Source organism: Dactylosporangium salmoneum, from assembly GCF_039532525.1.
Lineage (GTDB): Bacteria > Actinomycetota > Actinomycetes > Mycobacteriales > Micromonosporaceae > Dactylosporangium > Dactylosporangium salmoneum.
Genome location: NZ_BAAARV010000086.1, coordinates 75978 through 93517, shown reverse-complemented (window position 1 = coordinate 93517; position 17540 = coordinate 75978). Strand labels below are relative to the sequence as shown.

Annotated in this window: 14 protein-coding genes; 4 read left to right on the top strand and 10 right to left on the bottom strand. The window is 73.4% G+C overall.

The annotated features are described in order from the left end of the window. The 5 genes from ABD352_RS43805 to ABD352_RS43785 all read right to left on the bottom strand — a co-directional run bounded on the left by ABD352_RS43805 (nt 1) and on the right by ABD352_RS43785 (nt 5404). Nucleotides 1–1545: a DUF2142 domain-containing protein gene (locus ABD352_RS43805; protein WP_344618518.1), complete on the bottom strand. Its 1545-nt coding sequence runs from the start codon at nt 1543–1545 to the stop codon at nt 1–3. Beyond that, nucleotides 1532–3019: a DUF2142 domain-containing protein gene (locus ABD352_RS43800; protein ID WP_344618517.1), complete on the bottom strand. Its 1488-nt coding sequence runs from the start codon at nt 3017–3019 to the stop codon at nt 1532–1534. Before ABD352_RS43800 ends, ABD352_RS43805 begins: the two co-directional genes overlap by 14 nt. A 66-nt stretch (nt 3020–3085) precedes the next feature. After that, a complete protein-coding gene (locus ABD352_RS43795; RefSeq protein WP_344618516.1) occupies nt 3086–3526 on the bottom strand; it encodes a universal stress protein in 441 nt (146 codons plus the stop codon). Between the two features lie 36 nt (nt 3527–3562). Further along, entirely contained in the window at nt 3563–4102 is a 540-nt protein-coding gene (locus ABD352_RS43790) for an MgtC/SapB family protein (protein WP_344618515.1), read from the bottom strand. Between the two features lie 39 nt (nt 4103–4141). After that, on the bottom strand, nt 4142–5404 hold the full coding sequence (locus tag ABD352_RS43785; protein WP_344618514.1) for a cytochrome P450: 1263 nt from the start codon (nt 5402–5404) through the stop codon (nt 4142–4144). An 87-nt stretch (nt 5405–5491) separates the two neighbouring features. On the opposite strand from ABD352_RS43785, the gene ABD352_RS43780 reads away from it, so the two are divergent. Beyond that, nucleotides 5492–6988: a hypothetical protein gene (locus ABD352_RS43780; protein WP_344618513.1), complete on the top strand. Its 1497-nt coding sequence runs from the start codon at nt 5492–5494 to the stop codon at nt 6986–6988. Nucleotides 6989–7006: 18 nt separating this feature from the next. On the opposite strand, the gene ABD352_RS43775 is transcribed toward ABD352_RS43780, so the two are convergent. The 5 genes from ABD352_RS43775 to ABD352_RS43755 form a co-directional block, all read right to left on the bottom strand. Then, nucleotides 7007–8497 (bottom strand): flotillin family protein, encoded by a 1491-nt coding sequence (locus tag ABD352_RS43775; RefSeq protein WP_344618512.1) that lies wholly within the window; start codon nt 8495–8497, stop codon nt 7007–7009. Next, nucleotides 8494–9081, bottom strand: a complete 588-nt coding sequence (locus ABD352_RS43770) for a hypothetical protein (protein ID WP_344618511.1) — start codon at nt 9079–9081, stop codon at nt 8494–8496. Before ABD352_RS43770 ends, ABD352_RS43775 begins: the two co-directional genes overlap by 4 nt. A gap of 79 nt (nt 9082–9160) precedes the next feature. Then, complete coding sequence (locus ABD352_RS43765; protein WP_344618510.1) at nt 9161–10348, bottom strand: metallophosphoesterase; 1188 nt, start codon at nt 10346–10348, stop codon at nt 9161–9163. Between the two features lie 42 nt (nt 10349–10390). Continuing rightward, nucleotides 10391–11740 (bottom strand): MFS transporter, encoded by a 1350-nt coding sequence (locus tag ABD352_RS43760; protein ID WP_344618509.1) that lies wholly within the window; start codon nt 11738–11740, stop codon nt 10391–10393. 52 nt (nt 11741–11792) lie between these two features. Then, entirely contained in the window at nt 11793–13274 is a 1482-nt protein-coding gene (locus ABD352_RS43755; RefSeq protein ID WP_344618508.1) for an MFS transporter, read from the bottom strand. Nucleotides 13275–13607: 333 nt separating this feature from the next. Between ABD352_RS43755 and ABD352_RS43750 the strand changes: the two genes are divergently transcribed. The 3 genes from ABD352_RS43750 to ABD352_RS43740 all read left to right on the top strand — a co-directional run bounded on the left by ABD352_RS43750 (nt 13608) and on the right by ABD352_RS43740 (nt 17537). Further along, nucleotides 13608–15344, top strand: coding sequence for a discoidin domain-containing protein (locus tag ABD352_RS43750; protein WP_344618507.1), 1737 nt, complete (start codon nt 13608–13610; stop codon nt 15342–15344). Between the two features lie 85 nt (nt 15345–15429). Continuing rightward, nucleotides 15430–15852 carry a MarR family winged helix-turn-helix transcriptional regulator gene (locus ABD352_RS43745; RefSeq protein WP_344618506.1) on the top strand — a complete coding sequence of 141 codons (423 nt, stop codon included), beginning with the start codon at nt 15430–15432 and terminating at the stop codon, nt 15850–15852. Then, entirely contained in the window at nt 15849–17537 is a 1689-nt protein-coding gene (locus tag ABD352_RS43740; RefSeq protein ID WP_344618505.1) for an MFS transporter, read from the top strand. The genes ABD352_RS43745 and ABD352_RS43740 overlap by 4 nt, the downstream gene beginning before the upstream one ends. Nucleotides 17538–17540 lie beyond the last annotated feature (3 nt).

Genomic DNA, 17540 nt, shown 5'->3' with positions numbered 1-17540 from the left:
TCATCCGACCGGAACGGGAGGTCCCCAGGGAGTGCGGGCGGGCCGGAGCAGGATGCCGTACCGGCGCGACGGCGCCGAGCTCAGCAGGGCCAGCATCGTGACCCCGGCGGCGACGGCCAGCAGGGGCACCAGGGGACCCAGCGGCGGGGTCCACTGCCCCTCGAACGGGGACGGCCACGCGACCGGGCCGGCGCGGAAGCGGGTCATCACGAAGGCCAGCGTGAACACGTGCAGGGCGCCGGCCGCGGTGACCAGGGTGGTGCAGTAGCGGCGCAGGCGCAGGCGGGCGGCCAGGTGGCGCTCGAACTGCCCGGCGCTCGCGGCGCACAGCACGACCCCGGCGGCGGCCGGCATGGCGTAGCGGCCGTGGGCGAACCAGCCGATGACCGGCAGGTAGTGCAGCTCCAGGGCGACCAGCAGGGCCAGGCAGCCGGCGCCCAGGCCCGCGGTGGCCAGCAGGAGGCGGCGGGTGCCGTACCACAGGCAGGGCAGCACCACGGCGGCCAGCAACGCGTACCAGGCGATGACGGTCAGCGGGGGCGGGCTGGTCTCGCCGTAGCCGAACTGCCCGACCAGCTGCTTGAGGTAGAACGGGATGCGCCAGGTCGTCAGGAGCCAGGTGATGCGGGCCGGCGGCAGGTGCTGGGCGTCGCGCGGGACGGCGGCGACCTGGGTCAGGCCCGAGTACTCCCACCAGCCCACCGACACCGCGAGCCCGGCGCCCCAGGCCGCGACGGTCCACCAGGCGGCGGGGCGGCGCAGGAGGGCACGCAGGCGACCCGGGCGGGCCAGGGCGGCACAGGCCAGCACGATCAGGGCGAGCAGCGCCGGGCCGAGCTGGCGGACGGTGAGCAGCACGAGCGAGGCCACGGCGGTGAGGGTCAGCAGGCGGCGGGCGGCGCGGTCGTCCAGGCGGTCGTCGGGGGCGCGCACGAGCGCCAGCAGGGCGCTGCAGGCGGCGACGCCGGCGGCGATCTCCAGGCCGTTGGGGTTGACGGAGCCGGCCAGGTCGGCGGTCATCGGGGTGCTCACGAGGGCCACGCCCACGGCGAGGAGGCGGCTGCCCAGGCGCAGGGCGGCGCCCACCGCGCCGGCCAGGAGGGCCGCGGCGGCCAGGGCGGACAGCAGCCGGGACAGGACGATGCCGGTCAGGTCGGGCGCGGCGACCAGGGGCGCGCCGACGAGGAGGTAGTAGGCCGGGCTGTACCGCGCGGCGCCGCTCGGGGTGAGCACGCGCGTGTGGTCGGCGCTCCAGTGCTGGCAGGCGGCCGAGCGGGCCGGGCGCGGGGACCACGGACAGTCGACGTTCGCGTTCGGCGGGAGCAGGCTCGCGGGGACCAGGAAGGCCGGCTTCACGTCGTCGCGGCGGTCCACCACGGTGTGGCTCGGGGTCAGCTGGCCGGTCAGCACCGCGTAGGCGCGGGCGATGTGGTCCTTCTCGTCGTAGGTGCCGTTGGCCGGCAGGGCCAGCGCCCAGGCCGCGGCGACGAGGAAGAACGCGGCCAGGTGCAGCCACGGCCGGGGCGGGCGCTCAGGCGGCGGCATCGGCGACCTCCAGCACCGGCGCCTCCACGAGGACGGGCGCGGCACGGGGGGCGCGCACGAAGGGGTACAGCAGCCAGGCCGCGGCGGCCAGGCCGAGCAGCAGCAGGAGCCAGGGCAGGGTCACGCCCGTCGCGGGCAGCCAGCGGCCGAGGCCGGGCACGTGGCGCCGGCCGGTGCTGTAGCCCATGAGCGCGACCGCGAAGCCGGCGACGTGGGTGCCGGCCCAGATGGTCAGGCCGGCGGCGTAGACCCGGCGGCGCAGCGCCTCGCCGCCGGCGTCGCGCAGCGCCCAGGCGGCCAGCAGGGAGGCGCCGACCCACAGGGGCAGGAAGTAGCGGCCCTGCATCCAGAAGCCGACGATGCGCGACATCACCACGTCTGCCGCGATCCCGGCGGCCAGGCACAGCAGCGGGATGGTGACGATGGACAGGGCCAGGCGGCGGCGGTCGGCGACGGCGAAGCCGGCCACCAGCAGGCCGCCGGCGATGGCCGCCCAGGCGCAGTAGACGAACAGGGGCAGGCCGAGGGTGCCGTACCCGAACAGGCCCACGGTCTGGCGCAGCCAGTAGTCGACGTTCTGCTCCAGGATGAGCCGCACGACCGCGCGCAGCGGCCAGGTGATGGGCTGGGCCTGGTCGCCGAACTCGGCGACGCGGGACGCCTCGATCCACGCCAGGGCGCCCGCGACGGCGGCGGCGACCGCCCCGGCGGCCCAGCCGATGCGCCGCGGGCGGGGGAAGCCCATCGCCAGCCAGGCGGCGACGCCGATCGCGGCGACGAGCAGGAAGCCCTCGGGGCGGGTGACGACGAGCGTCACGGCGGCGGCCGCGCCGATGGCGGCGAGGCGGCGGCGCAGCTCGGGCGGGGGGTCGGGCTCTGCGCCGTACCGTCGCAGGAACACCGCCCAGAGCAGCACCGCGGCGTCGATGGCCATGCCGCTGGGGTTGACGATGCCGTTGAGGCACCCCAGCATCGGCGAGGCGGCGAGCAGCACGGCCAGGGGCAGGTAGCGCTGGCGCATCGGCAGCAGCAGCGCGAGCGCGGTGGCCAGCAGGGCCGCGCACAGCAGCGCGCTGACCAGCCGGGCGAGGATCACGCCGGTCATGTCGGGCCAGGCCAGCAGCGGCCAGCCGACGGCGGCGTAGTACACCGGGTCGTAGCGGGCGGCCCGGCTGTGCACGGGCACGGCGGCGTGCGAGTCCGGGGCGGCGCCGAGACAGTTGGCGCCGGGCGGGTTGACCACCATCATGCAGTCCCAGCCGGGCGGCACGAGGCTCGCCGGGACCACCGGGTAGCCGCCGTCGTTCACGCCCCGGGCCGGCTTGACGAGCACCTGCCCGCGCACCACCCCGGCCGCGCGGACCACGTGGTCATGTTCGTCGTAGGCCCCGTTGTACGGCGTCAGCAGCGCCCAGGCCGCCCCCACCGCGAAGAACAACAGCAGCCCGATCCACCAGCTCCGGCGCTCCCCCACGGGACACGGACCCTACTCGCCGCGTGGTGTCCCGCGCTGCCTCCGTCGGGGACGAACACATGAACGTCAGGGCACGACGGTGACCGGCCACCGGCCCGACTTCACCAGGCGCACGGCGAGGGAGCCGACGAACCGGTGCCCGAAGCGGCGGGACGCACCGACCACCACGGCGTCGGCCCGCAGCTCGGTGGCGATGCGGATGAGCTCGTTGTACGGGTCGCCGCGGGTGGGGACGAACTCGACCTGCACGCCGGTGTGCAGCGCGCCCTCGTGGACCTGCCGGCGCATGTCCTCGATGGACTCGTTGATGGCCTGCTCGACGGCGCCGGCCGCCTCGGCGACGAGGCGGCTCGCGGCGGGTGCGCCGGTCACGAAGACGACGACCAGCCGGGCGCGCTGGCGGCGGGCCAGGCCCGCGGCGTAGGCGCCGGCGCGCATGGAGGTGTCCGATCCGTCGACACCGACCACGATGACCTTCGGCCCGTCGGTCCCGAGTTCGAACTGCACGCGAACAGCATGCCGTAGCCGGTGCGTCTTGTCCCTCTAGGGTTCCTGCGAAAGCTTGCCGCGGTGCGGATGCGGCTCGTCGTCGCTCGCGAACCGGGCCGCGTAGCGTCCCGCGTCCAGGCGGCGCAGCAAGGGAATGTACCGCAGCTCCAGCGTGATCAGCACCAGCGCGGTGGCCCCGGCGGCGACCAGGATCATGCCCTCGCCGGCGCAGGCCCCGATGACCGCGGCGGCCAGGATCGTCGCCGCGGTCGTCACGCCGTGCAGGGTGGCCAGCTGGCTCTGGCTGCGCCCGCCCCGCGGCGCCGCCGCGATCGGGTCCTGGGCGGTGGCCTGGGGCGGGTTCTGCCGGAACAGCAGGCCCGCCCCGATGAAGCCGACGCCGGTGATCGCCCCGGCCAGCGCGGTCGGCGCGTTCTTCTCGGCCAGCAGGCCGATCACGCCGCCGGCGATGCCGACCAGGGCGAAGGTCCGGTCCCCGGCGGTCGAGCCGCGCAGTTCGCGCTCGTAGCCCAACGCGTACGTCAGCACGAACGCGATGCACAACCGCCCGACGAGGACGAGATCGTGGGTCACCGCGCTATCGTGCCGTCACGCGATGCTTCGCGCCAGGGCTCAGATCGTCACCGGCAGCCGCTCGAAGCCGCGCAGCACCCGGGTCGTCCGGCGGCGCGGCTCGCCGTCGAGGCGCAGGCCGGGGTAGCGCTCGAAGAGCATCCGCAGCCCGATCTCGCCCTCCAGGCGGGCCAGCGCCGCGCCCAGGCAGTAGTGCACACCGCCGGAGAACGACAGGTGCTCGCGGGCGTTCGCCCGGGTCACGTCGAAGGTGTCCGGCTCGGCGAACACCCCGGGGTCGCGGTTGGCCCCGCCGAGCATCGCCATCACCACGTGCCCCGGCGCGATGCGCTCCCCCGCCAGGTCGGCCTCCCGCCGGCACACGCGCGCGGTCACCTGCACCGGCGAGTCGAAGCGCAGCGTCTCCTCGACCGCGTTGCCCCACCGCTGCGGCTCGTCGCGCAGGACCGCCAGCTGCTCGGGGTGGCGCATGAGCAGGTAGGCGCCGGTGCCGAGCAGGTTGACGGTGGTCTCGAACCCGGCCGCCAGCAGCAGCCCCGCCGTGGCCAGCAGCTCCTGCTCGCTCAGGTCGTCGAGCTGGACCAGCTGGCTGAGCAGGTCGTCCCCGGGCTCCCGGCGCAGCCGCGCGAAGTGCCCGCGCATCCACTCGTTGACCCTGCGGATGTTGATCTCCGTCTGCCGGTACGTCGAGAAGGGCAGCCCCAGGTCCAGGGTCGGCGCCGCCGCGTTGCCCCAGGCCAGGAACTGCCGCCGCATGTCCAGCGGCACGCCGAGGATCTCCGCGATGACCGTCACCGGCAGCAGCGCGGCGAAGTCGGCGACCAGGTCGGCCGGCTTGTCCCGCAGCAGCTCGTCGCACGTGCGCTCGATGCGCGGCCGCAGCCCCTCGATGGCCCGGGCGGTGAACACCCTGGAGACCAGCCGCCGGTACCGCGTGTGCTCCGGCGGATCGACGACCAGCATCGACGGCGGGTCGACCGGCCCGATCGGCGAGCTGCGCCGGCTGAACCGGAACAGCAGCCCGATCGGCGCCGGCAGCGGCCGGTCGGTGAACCCGACCCCGAAGGCGTCGTCCCGCAGCACCGCGCCGGCCACCTCGTGCCGGGCCGTGGCCCACATGAGCCGCCCCCGCACGAGCGGCGCGGCCTGCCGGATCGTCGCGTAGAACGGGTACGGGTCGCGGCGCACGCCCGGATCGGCGAAGAACCGGGCCTGCTCGTCCCCCTTGCGCGCGGCGGCGTTGATGCCGGCCCGCATGAACCCGTGCTTCGTGGCCCAGCGGACCGCGGTACCAGGCAGCATGGCGCACCCCCTTGGTACTCCACGGTACCAAGGGGGTGCGCCCCGGTCCAGCCGCGGGCTGAGCGGCGGATCACTACACTCACGCCGATGTCCAGGAACGGGAAGCGGCCGCGGTACGGCATCACCCGCGCCCAGATCGCGGCGGCCCAGCGGCAGTGGCGGCGCGGCGACCACATCGGCGCCTGCGCGGCCTGCGGCATCGAGCCCGCCGTCGACCTGCGCGACGTGCGCGAGCGGGCCGGGCGGGAGGTCGCCGCCGCGGTCGAGGACGACCTGGCCCACCTCGTCCCCGACCTGCTGCGCTGGCACGCGCTGGGCCAGCGGCCCTACCCGGCCCGCACGGACTCCTACCTGCGGTGGCCCGCCCTGTCCCTGGCCGGCTACGGCGACAACGCCTTACACCTGGCGGCGTGGCCGGAGCAGGGCCCGCTGCTCGGCGGCACCGCCCGGTTCGCGCTGCGCTTCGGACCCCTGCCGGACCGGAGCCTGCCCATCGCGCGCGAGACGTGGGACGCCCGGCACGCGGCCGGCCTGCTGGCCCTGTGCGGCGGCCACACCCGGCTGCCGTTCTTCGCCGCCGACGGCCGCCGCCTGGCCCCCGCCGAGCTGGAGGGCGCCGGCCCGGAGTCCCTGACCGAGCGCGTCGTGCGCCTCTTCGCCGAAGCGCAGTACGCGCGGGCCTGGGAGGCGGCGGGCGCCGACGTCGAGCTCGGCGAGGGCATCCCGGAGTCGTACCTGCGGGTCCTGCCGACCCTCGCGCCGGCAGGCCCCGTCGCGATCGCCAACGCCCGGCGGGCCGCCGCCCGGGCGGGCGTGCCGGCCGCCTGGATTCGCGCGTACGGCCGTGTCGTGCGGCTGGACCGCCTGGGCCCGCACGACCGGCCCCGCGTCCGCGTCCTCGCCGGCGCCTACCTGCGGGACGAGCCGGCGGTGGAGCTGGCGTACTCCGACGTCAGCTGGCTCCCCGACTTCCGCGACCTGCTGTCCGGCCGGCTCGAGCCGGGCGACCTGCACCCGATGGTCGCCGCCGCGCTGTTCCCGACCATGGAGCGCGCCGCGGACGCCGGCCCGCCGGACATGCCCGCGCCCGCCACGGTCCGGGTGCGCTGCGAGGGGGTGTGGCACGAGCTGGCGCACCGCGGCGGCACCCTCACCGCCCCGCACCCGCCCGAGGCGGCCGCCCGGGAGGCCGCCCTGCTGGCGTTCGGCGGCCCGCCCCCGGCCGGCTGCCCGGCCGCCCAGCTGGCCTGGCGGGGCGCCCGGATACGCCTGCCCCGCGCCCTGCGCGAGCTGCGCGGCGAGCTGATGCTGCGGGTGGCGGCGGGCGAGGCCGACACCCTGGAGGCGATGCTGGACGCCGGCCTGGACCCGAACTGCCGCGACGGCGACGACCGCACCGTCCTGCACCTGCTGCCGTGCCTGATCCCGGACGGGGCGGCGCTGCGCCTGCTGCCCCGCCTGCTGGCCGCCGGCGTCAACCCGAACGCCCTGGACCGCGACGGGCTCACCCCGCTCATGCTCGCCGAGCGCTCGGGCGCCCGCCCCGAGCTGATCGCGGCCCTGCGCGCCGCCACGGCCACCTGAGCCCGCCGCGCGGCGTCGCTACTGCTTGGCCTCGAGGGCCCCGGTCTTGCCGTTCGGGGTGGCGCCGGCCAGGCCCGCCAGGAGGTTGCGCAGGTCGATGCCGGTCAGGTCGGTGCCCAGCTGCAGACCCTGGGCGACGTTGCTGGCCACGGCCTTGGTCAGGGACGTGGCGCCCTCGGTGGAGATGACGGTCATCTGGTCGATCTCCCCGATCGGCTTGCTGGCCGCCCCCACCACGTCCGGCAGGACCCGGACCATGAGGTCGAGGATGGCGGCCTGGCCGTACTCCTCGAACGCCTCGGCCTTGGCCCGCATGGCGGCGGCCTCGGCCTGGCCGCGGGCCAGCGTCGCGTCGGCCTCGGCGGCGCCCTCCAGCCGCAGCGCCTCGGCCGCCGCCGCGCGGGCGTCGGCCTGCGCCTTGCCCTCCAGGGCGAGGGCCTTGGCGGCGGCCGCGCGGCGGACCCGCTCGCCCTCGCCGACGAGCCGGGCCTGCTCGGCCTGGGCCTGGGCGGCGGCGATGGTGGCCAGGCGGGACGCCTCGGCCTTGGCGATGGCCGCGTTCTTGGCCGCCTCGGCCTCCTGCTCCACGCGGTACCGCTCGGCGTCGGCCGGCTTGCGCACCTCGGTGTCGAGCTGGCGCTCCTTGAGCTCCGCGTTGCGCTCGGCGACCTTCTGCTGCTCGCCGAGGATGTTCTGCTGCATCTCGGCCTGGGCGATCGGGCCGGCCGAGGCCGAGCGGGCCGCGGCGGCGTCGATCTCGGCCTGGACCCCGGCCCGCTTCAGGGCCAGGTTGCGCTCCGAGTCGGCGATGGCCTCCTCGGCGCGCATCCGCTCCTGCTCGGCGCCCTGGCGGGCCTGGGCCTCGGCGATGGCGGCGGCCCGGTAGACCCGCGCCGCCTCGGGGCGGCCGAGGTCCTCCAGGTAGGTGCCGGCGGTGCGGATGTCCTCGAGCTGGAACACGTCGAGGACGAGGCCCTGGTGGGTCAGCGTGAGCTCGGCCTCCTCGGCGACGTGGGCGGCGAACCCGGCCCGGTCGCGAATGATCTCCTCGATGGTGAGCCGGCCGATGACCGAGCGCAGCGCGCCCGAGAGCACCTGCGCGGTGAACGTCTCGATCCGGTCCTGCTGGTGCAGGAAGCGCTGCGCGGCCGGGCGGATCATCTCCGCGGTCCCGCCGACCTTGACGATCGCGACGGCCTCGGCGTCGCAGCGGATGCCCTGCTTGCTGACCGCGGCGGTGACCTGCACCGGGATCTCGCGGCTGGACAGGTCGAGGCGGTGCAGCCGCTGGACGATCGGCAGCACGAACACGGCCGCGCCCATCACGACCTTCTGCCCGGACAGGTCCGTGGTGACGCTGCCGTCGGCGGCCTTGACCGCGCGGCCCTTGCGCCCGGTGACGATGAACGCCTCGTTGGGGCCGGCGACCCGGACCCGGGACAGCACGGAGGCGACGATGAGCACGACCAGCACGACGAGGCCGCCGACGGCGGCTAGGAGCGGTGTCATGACCCTTCCTCATGGTCGAGAACGGCCGCCGGCCCGAGCGGCGGCAAGGGCGGCTGGAGCGGCGTCACGAGCACGCTGGACGGGGTCGGCACCCCGATGACCAGCACCCGGACGCCGAGCGCGAGCGGGCCGTCCGCGCGCGCGTTGAACTTCATCGGCTGTCCCGCGTAGGACAGCCGGACCTGGCCGAGGCCGCCGCCGGGCGGGATCTCGCTGACCACCACGCCCATCGCGCCGATCAGGCCGGCACTCTCGGGCGTGGCGTCGGTGGGCATGTCGGCGACGGCGGCGACCAGCCGGCCGGCGCCCCAGGCGAGCGGCACCCCGGCCACCAGCCCGGCGAGGCAGCCGACGAGGACGGCGGACGGCCCGGTGCGGTGGGCGAGCTCGACGGCAGCGGCGCCACCGAACCCGAACCCGCCGATGAACCCGCTGGTAATGGGCAGCGAGTACGCCGAACCCCGGGCCCGGAGCCTGCGACGCGGGAACCGGAAGTGCCCGATCCGGTGGAACCGGAGGGAAAGCGACAGCGACAGCAGGCTCAGGCCACCCAGGCCCAGAAAGGCGAGCGTCACGGCGCTCATGTGCCATCCCCGTTGGTCCCGGTGTCAGGGCGCCAGGACCCGCAGTTCTGACGTTAGACCGCCCGTCAAGTGATGGCGATCACTCTCCGGAGCGCAGCACGATCTCCGTGATCTCGCTGGGGGCGAAGACGCGGAAGGGCGGGCCCCAGAAGCCGGTGCCCCGGCTGGTGAAGAGCTGGGTGCGCGCCGAGTGCCGGGTCAGGCCCTGGACCACGGGCTGGTCCACGCGGACGAGGTAGTGGAAGGGCCAGATCTGCCCGCCGTGGGTGTGGCCCGACAGCTGCAGGTCGATGCCGTGGCGCACCGCCGCGTCGATCTGCTTCGGCTGGTGGGCGAGCAGCAGCACGGGCAGGTCGGGATCGGCCCCCTCCAGCGCGAGCGCATGGTCGGGCCGGTGGCCCTCCAGCCCGGAGCCGCCGGCCGTGCGGTCGTCGACGCCGGCCACCACGAGCCGGTCGCCGCCGCGCTCGACGACGATGTGCCGGTTGTGCAGCGGCTCCCAGCCGAGCGCCTGCATGTGGTCGAGCCAGCCCTGGGCCTCGCCGAAGTACTCGTGGTTGCCGGTGACGTACACCCGTGCGAGCCTCGCCCGGATGTCGCCGAGCGGGGCGGCCTGCTCGAGGCGCTGGCCCACGGTGCCGTCGGCGATGTCACCGGTGTGCGTGACGATGTCCGCGTCGAGGGAGTTGACCACCTCGGTGACGCCCTTGGACCAGGCGACCCGGTCGATGGGCCCGTAGTGGGTGTCGGTGAGCTGCACGATGCGCAGCCCGTCGAGGCCGGCCCCGAGCCGCGGGATGCGCACCTCGACCCGGCGCACCCGCGGCACCCGCATGGCCTCCCGGTGGCCCCACAGGCCCAGCCCGAGGGCGACCACGGCGGTGAAGCCGGCCGCGACCCGCGAGCGGACCGGGTCGTCGACCCCGCCGGCCAGCAGCGCCAGGCGCAGCAGGTCGCCGGCGATGGCCCAGACGAAGAGGATCCACACTGCGCCGAGCAGGGTGTCGCCGATGCGGGCGGCCCAGTCGGCCCGGCGGGCGTGGCCGAGGAACATGGTGACCGGGAAGGTCACCAGCGCGGCGGCGAAGACGAGCGTGCCGGCGACCTGGACGGCGACGGGCCAGTCGTTGCCGGCCATGACCAGCGACCACCACGGCACCCCGAACAGCAGGCCGAGGACCACGACGAGGGTCGCGGTGAAGGCCAGGGGCCGCAGGAGGGAACGCGGCCGCTCGGCCGGAGCCGGTACCGCCTCAGTAGTCGCCATGGGACAATGGTGCCACCCGTCGGTTGTCGTTGCTGAGCGCGCTCACAGGACTCTCGGCGGTGTGTTGCCGGCGGCCACGATCGCCCGGCGCACCGGCACCGCCAGCAGCATCGCCAGGCCGGCCACGAAGAAGACGACCAGCGACGCGATGGCCATCCGGTTGCTGTGCGCGAGCTGGAAGGCCAGGCCGAACAGCAGCGGGCCGAGCCAGCTGGTGCCGTCGGAGGAGATCTCGTACAGCCCGTAGTACTCGGCCTCCATGCCCCGCGGGATCATCTGGCTGAACAGCGACCGGCTCAGCGCCTGGCTGCCGCCGAGCACGATGCCGATGAGGCACCCGAGCAGCATGAAGGCGACCGGCGAGTTGGCCGGCAGCGGGTAGGCCAGGGCGACCGCGACGATCCACACGACGAGGCTCGCCGCGATCGTGCGCCAGGCGCCGAACCGGACCGCGACGCGGCCCAGCAGCCAGGCGCCCCCGAACGCGACGAACTGCACCAGCAGGATGGTGATGATCTGCACCGACTGGGACAGGTGCAGCTCCTGGTCGGCGTAGATCGTGGCCACCGTGATGACGGTCTGGATGCCGTCGTTGTACACCAGGTACGCGGCCAGGAAGAACAGCGTGAGCGGGTACGCGCGGGCGCTCTTGAGCGTGTGCCACAGCTGCCGGAAGCCGTCGGTGAGGACCGAGCCCCCGGTGTGCTCGCCGGCGACGGCCGGCCGGTCGGGCAGCCGCACGATCGCCACGGTGGTGAACGCGGCCCACCACACGCCGGCCGAGACGATCGACCAGCGGGCCACGGTCGCCTTGTGGTCGTCGCCGAGCACGACGAGTGCGGCGAGGTTCGCGGCAAGCAGCAGGCCGCCGCCGACGTAGCCGATGGCCCAGCTGAAGCTGGAGATGCGGTCCCGGTCGTCCGGGCCGGCCAGCTGCGGCAGGTAGGAGTTGAAGACCACCTTGGCCGCGCCGTAGGCGATGTTGGCGACCAGCAGCAGCACGGCGCCGAGCAGCCAGCGGGTGCCGGTCAGCAGCACCATCGCGATGACCGCGCCGGCGCCGATGTAGGCGAAGAGGGCCAGCAGCCGCTTCTTGTGCGAGCTGCGGTCCGCGAGCGCCCCGACGAGCGGCAGCAGGGGGACGGTCAGCAGCACCGAGGCCGAGACGGTGTAGGTGAACAGCGAGCCGGTCGCCACCGGGATGCCGAGCGGGTGCACGAGCCCGTCGGGTCCGGCCGCGTTCTCGGCGATGGTGGTGAGGTACGGCCCCAGGAAGACGGTGATGACCGTGGCCCGGAAGGCGGAGATGGCCCAGTCGTAGGAGTACCAGGCGACCCGCTCCGCGCGGGTGGAGGCGGGAACGGCGGGGGCGCCGGCCTCGGTGGCGGTCATGGCCAGCATGATGCCAAAGGCGGCGCCCCCGCAGAAGGGTGCGATGCGGCCGTTATTCGCGCTCGGCGGACACCGCGGTCAGCGGCGTCGCCACGTCCTCGAGGGACCTGCCCTCGGCGTTGACGCCGAGCACCACTTCGACCAGGCCGCCGATGACCATCACGGCGGCGCCGATGAGGTAGCCGATGAACAGCTTGCCCGGGTCCTCGCCCTCGCCGATCAGCCAGCCGTAGAAGATCGGGCCGATCGCGCCGAAGCACTGCGCGATGGCGAAGAACACCGCGATCGCCTGCGCCCGGATCTCCAGCGGGAAGATCTCCGAGACGGTGAGGTACGCCGAGCTCGCGCCGGCCGAGGCGAAGAAGAAGATGACGCACCAGGCCACTGTCTGCGTGAACGCGTTGAGCATGCCCGCGTCGAAGAGCCAGGCGGTGAGCGCCAGCAGGACGCCGGAGAGGATGTACGTCCCGGCGATCATCTTGCGCCGCCCGATGGTGTCGAAGAGGTGGCCCAGCAGCAGCGGGCCGGCCAGGTTGCCCACCGCGAACGCGATCAGGTAGATCGGCGTCTTCTCGGCGTCGACGTGGTAGAACTTCGACAGCACCAGCGTGTAGGTGAAGAAGATCGCGTTGTACAGGAACGACTGCGTGATCATCAGGCTGGCCGAGAGCGTCGAGCGGGCCGGCATCCGGGTGAAGAGCACCTTGAGCAGCGCCAGGTAGCCGTGGCTCGCGGCCGGGCGGATCTGCAGGGCGCGGGACTCGTCGACCGGGGCGAGCGTCTGGCCGGAGGCCTCGACGTCGCGCTCGATCTGGGCGATGGCCTCCTCGGCCTCCCCCTCGCGGCCGTGCATGACGAGCCAGCGGGGGCTCTCCGGCAGGTGTCGGCGCAGGTTCCAGATCGCCAGGCCGATGATCGGGCCGATGAGGAAGCCCAGCCGCCAGGCGATGTTCAGCGAGAGGTGGTTGAGCAGCACGTAGGTGCCGAGGGTGCCGATGATGGCGCCGCCCCAGTAGGTGCCGTTCACGCCGATGCCGACGCGGCCGCGGTACTTCGCCGGCATCATCTCGTCGATGGCCGAGTTGATCGCGGCGTACTCGCCGCCGATGCCGGCCCCGGCGATGAACCTCGTCAGGTACAGGAACACGAGCGCCAGCGCGCTGTTGCCCCACGTGAGCGCGGTGAGCGCGTTGCCCGCGAGGTAGACGCCGAGGGTGACGATGAAGAGGTTCTTGCGCCCGAGGGCGTCGGAGAGCCGGCCGAAGAACAGCGCGCCGAAGACCTCACCGATGAGGTAGACGGTGGCGATCGCGCCGACCTGCGTGCTGGAAAGCCCGAGGGTCTCCTGCTTGTTCAGCACGGCCCCGACCGCGCTGGCGATGGTGATCTCCAGCCCGTCGAGCACCCACGCGGTGCCGAGGGCGATGACCATGCGGGTGTGGAAAGGGGCCCAGGTCAGGCGGTCGATCCGAGCCGGAATGAGGCTGCGGATGATCCCACCGGCCGGGGCCGCTGCTGATTGCGTTTCAGCCACGGGCACCTCCCAGGCGCTGGGACACGACGGCGTGTCCATCTGTGATGGCACGTGCCCGATGCGTCAGACATCAAAACCCACCACTTGACGGATCCGCCCGGATCGTTGAGGCTGGCACTGCGAGAGAGCGCTCTCTCATCCCCGCCAGCGACCAACGCCCGCCAGCGCCGGTCCACCGCCTGAACCGGCGCGCCCCCGAGGTGCGGCGTCGATCGCCGACGCCCCAACCCACGTCAGGGAGCAGCCTTGATACCCGACAACGCCAGACCACCCACCCCCGCAACCATCGACGAACGTGCACCTCGCCGGTCCCGCCGGCGCCGCGGTCTGATCGTGAGCGCGCTCTCCGTGGTGGCCGTCCTGCTCGGCTACGCGGCCTTCACGATCGGCAACGCGAGCGCCGCCAGCTCGCTGCTGTCACAGGGCAAGCCCACCACCGCCTCCTCGAGCGAGAACGCCACGCTCGCGGCCGGCAACGCGACCGACGGCAACACCGGGACCCGCTGGTCGAGCGCGTTCAGCGACCCGCAGTGGATCCAGGTCGACCTGGGCCAGACCGCCACGATCGACCAGGTGGTGCTCAACTGGGAGGCCGCCTACGCGAAGTCGTTCCAGATCCAGACCTCGGCCAACGGCACGACCTGGACGAACATCTACAGCACGACCACCGGCACCGGCGGGGTGCAGACCCTGGCCGTCTCCGGCTCGGGCCGCTACGTGCGGATGAACGGCACCGCCCGGGCCACCGCCTACGGCTACTCGCTGTTCGAGTTCCAGGTGTTCGGCTCGTTCGGCGGCACCACCGGCTGCAGCACCGCCAACGCGGCGCAGGGCAAGACGGCCACCGCGTCGTCGGCCGAGAACGCCGCCACGCAGGCCTCGGCCGCCTTCGACGGCAACACCGGCACCCGCTGGTCGAGCGCGTTCAGCGACCCGCAGTGGATCCAGGTCGACCTGGGCGGCACCGCGACCATCTGCGGCGTCGACCTCAACTGGGAGGCCGCGTACGCGACGGCCTTCCAGATCCAGGTGTCCGCCAACGGCACCAGCTGGACGAACATCTACAGCACGACCACCGGCACCGGCGGCGTGCAGCAGATCACCGCCTCGGGCAGCGGCCGCTACGTGCGGATGAACGGCACCGCCCGGGCCACCGCCTACGGCTACTCGCTGTGGGAGATGGCGGTCCACGTGACCGGCACGATCCCGACCACGCCGGGTAGCACCCCGCCCACCAGCACCCCGCCGCCGGACCAGTTCTGGGGCGACACCGCCTCCATCCCGGCCGCACAGAACGTGGTCATGGTGAAGGTGCTCAACCGCACCAACGGCAAGTACCCGGACAGCCAGGTGTACTGGAGCTACAACGGCCAGGTGCACTCGATCGCCGACCAGCCGTACTTCGACATGCCGGCGAACACCGCGGGCCGGATGTACTTCTACGTCGGCCAGCCCAACGGGCAGTACTACGACTTCATCGAGTTCACCGTGGGCCCGGCCGTGTTCAACGGCAACACCACGCGGGTCGACGCCTTCGGCCTGAAGATCGCGATGCGACTGCACGCCAAGGACGGCTACGACGTGCAGGTCGGCGAGGACTACCAGACCTTCACCGAGTCGCGCGACGCCACCTTCGCCAAGTTCATCGCGGAGGTACCGCAGGAGTTCAAGGTCCTGGCCCAGTCCCAGGCCCCGTACCGGATCATCGCGCCGGGCTCCGACCCGACGTTCCGCAGCGGCGGCGTGAACCAGAACTACTTCACGTCGTACGCGCAGCAGTACGGCATCAACGCCCCGACGTCGGACATCTTCGGCTGCGCCGGGGTGCTCGCCAACGACCCGGGCAACTGCGCCGCGCTCAACCGGCACGTGCGCCAGCTGCCGCAGTCGGACTGGTCGACGCCGAGCCTGTACTACCAGGCCGCGCCGGCGAACTACTACGCCAAGTTCTGGCACGACCACGCCATCAACAAGCTGGCGTACGGCTTCCCGTACGACGACTACGCCGGGCAGTCCTCGTTCGTCTCGCACGGCAACCCGCAGTACCTGCTGGTGGCGGTCGGCTTCTAGCCGTTCTCCCCTGATTACGGGGGGTGGCGCGGATCACGCGCCACCCCCTTTCTTCAGTCCAGGTTTATCAGTCTACATTTACTATATGGAGATCGAGAGCACCGCCGCAGCGCTGCAGATCGCGGTCGGCCGCCTCGTCCGGCGACTCCGGCAGACGCACGTGCCCGGGGAGCTGACCCTCGCCGAGGCGTCGGTGCTGTCCCGCCTCGACCGGGAGGGCGCCACGACCCCCGGGGAGCTGGCGAACCTGGACCGGGTCAAGCCCCAGGCGATGGGCGCCACCCTGCAGGCCCTGGAGCAGCGCGACCTCGTCTCGCGCGCGCCTGACCCGGGCGACGGCCGGCGGGTCCTCATGGCCGTCACGGACGAGGGCAGGCGGCTGCTGACCGACCGCCGCTCCCTGAAGACCCAGGCGATCGCCGAGGCGATAGGCCGGCTCACCGAGGACGAGCGGGCCCACATCGCCGAGGCCGCACACCTGCTCGACCGGCTGGCGGAGGAGCTGTGAGCACGACCGCGACGGCCACCGCCGAGCGGGCCGGGACGGACCGCTACAAGTGGGTGGCGCTGTCGAACACGACGCTCGGCATGCTCATGGCCACCATCGACGGCTCGATCGTCATCATCTCGCTGCCGGCCATCTTCCGCGGCATCGGCCTGGACCCGCTCGCCCCCGGCAACATCGGCTACCTGCTGTGGATGATCATGGGGTACCTCCTGGTGTCCGCGGTGCTGGTGGTCGCCCTCGGGCGGCTGGGCGACATGTTCGGGCGCGTCAGGATGTACAACACCGGCTTCCTGATCTTCGCCATCGCCTCGGTGGCGCTCTCCGTGGACCCGTTCCGGGCCGGCGCCGGTGCGCTGTGGCTGATCGGCTGGCGGATCGTGCAGGCCTTCGGCGGCGCGATGCTCACCGCCAACTCCGCGGCCATCCTCACCGACGCGTTCCCGGCCCGCCAGCGCGGCATGGCCCTGGGCATCAACCAGATCACCGCCCTCGCCGGGCAGTTCCTCGGCCTGCTGCTCGGCGGGGTGCTCGCGGTGTGGGACTGGCGCGCGGTCTTCTGGGTCAGCGTGCCCGTCGGCATCGTCGGCACCATCTGGTCGTACCGCAGCCTCCGCGAGACCGGCGAGCGCCACCGCACCTCCGTGGACTGGGCCGGCAACATCACCTTCGCGGCCGGCACCGCGCTCATCCTGGCCTCGATGACCTACGGGATCCAGCCGTACGGCGGCCACCCCACCGGCTGGACCAGCCCCAAGGTGCTGGGCGGCATCGGCCTGGGCGTGGCCCTGCTGGTCGCGTTCGTCGTCATCGAGTCGCGGGTGGCCCACCCGATGTTCCGCCTGGCCCTGTTCAAGGTGCGCGCCTTCGCCGCCGGCAACCTGGCCGCGCTGCTCGTCGCCATCGCCCGCGGCGGCATGCAGTTCATGCTCATCATCTGGCTGCAGGGCATCTGGCTGCCGCTGCACGGCTACAAGTTCGAGGACACCCCGCTGTGGGCCGGCATCTTCATGCTCCCGCTGACGTTCGGCTTCCTCGTCGCCGGGCCGATCTCGGGGTACCTCTCGGACCGCTTCGGCGCCCGGCTCTTCTCCACGCTCGGGCTCCTGCTCGTCGCGGCCGGCTTCCTCGGGCTGCTGCTGATCCCGATCGACTTCCCGTACCCGGTGTTCGCCGCCCTGCTGGTGGTCTCGGGCCTGGGCCAGGGCATGTTCTCCGCCCCGAACACGTCGGCCATCATGAGCAGCGTCCCGGCCGGCCAGCGCGGCGTCGCCTCGGGCATGCGCGCCACCTTCCAGAACGCCGGCACCTCCCTGTCGATCGGCGTCTTCTTCTCCCTCATGGTGGCCGGCCTGGCCCGCGCCCTGCCCGGCACGCTCACGTCGGGGCTCTCGGCACAGGGTGTACCGCACGACGTCGCCGCCAGCGTCGCCTCGCTACCGCCGGTGAGCACGCTGTTCGCGGCCTTCCTGGGCAGCAACCCGGTCGAGCACCTGCTGGGCCACGACGTGCTGGCGGCGCTGCCGCCCGGCAACGTGGCCACGCTGACCGGCCACGAGTTCTTCCCGAACCTCATCGCCCAGCCCTTCCACGACGGCCTGGTGGTCGTCTTCGGCGCGGCGACGCTGATGACCCTGCTCGCGGCCGTCGCCTCGGCCTCCCGCGGCCGTCACGTCCGCCAGCAGTAGCCC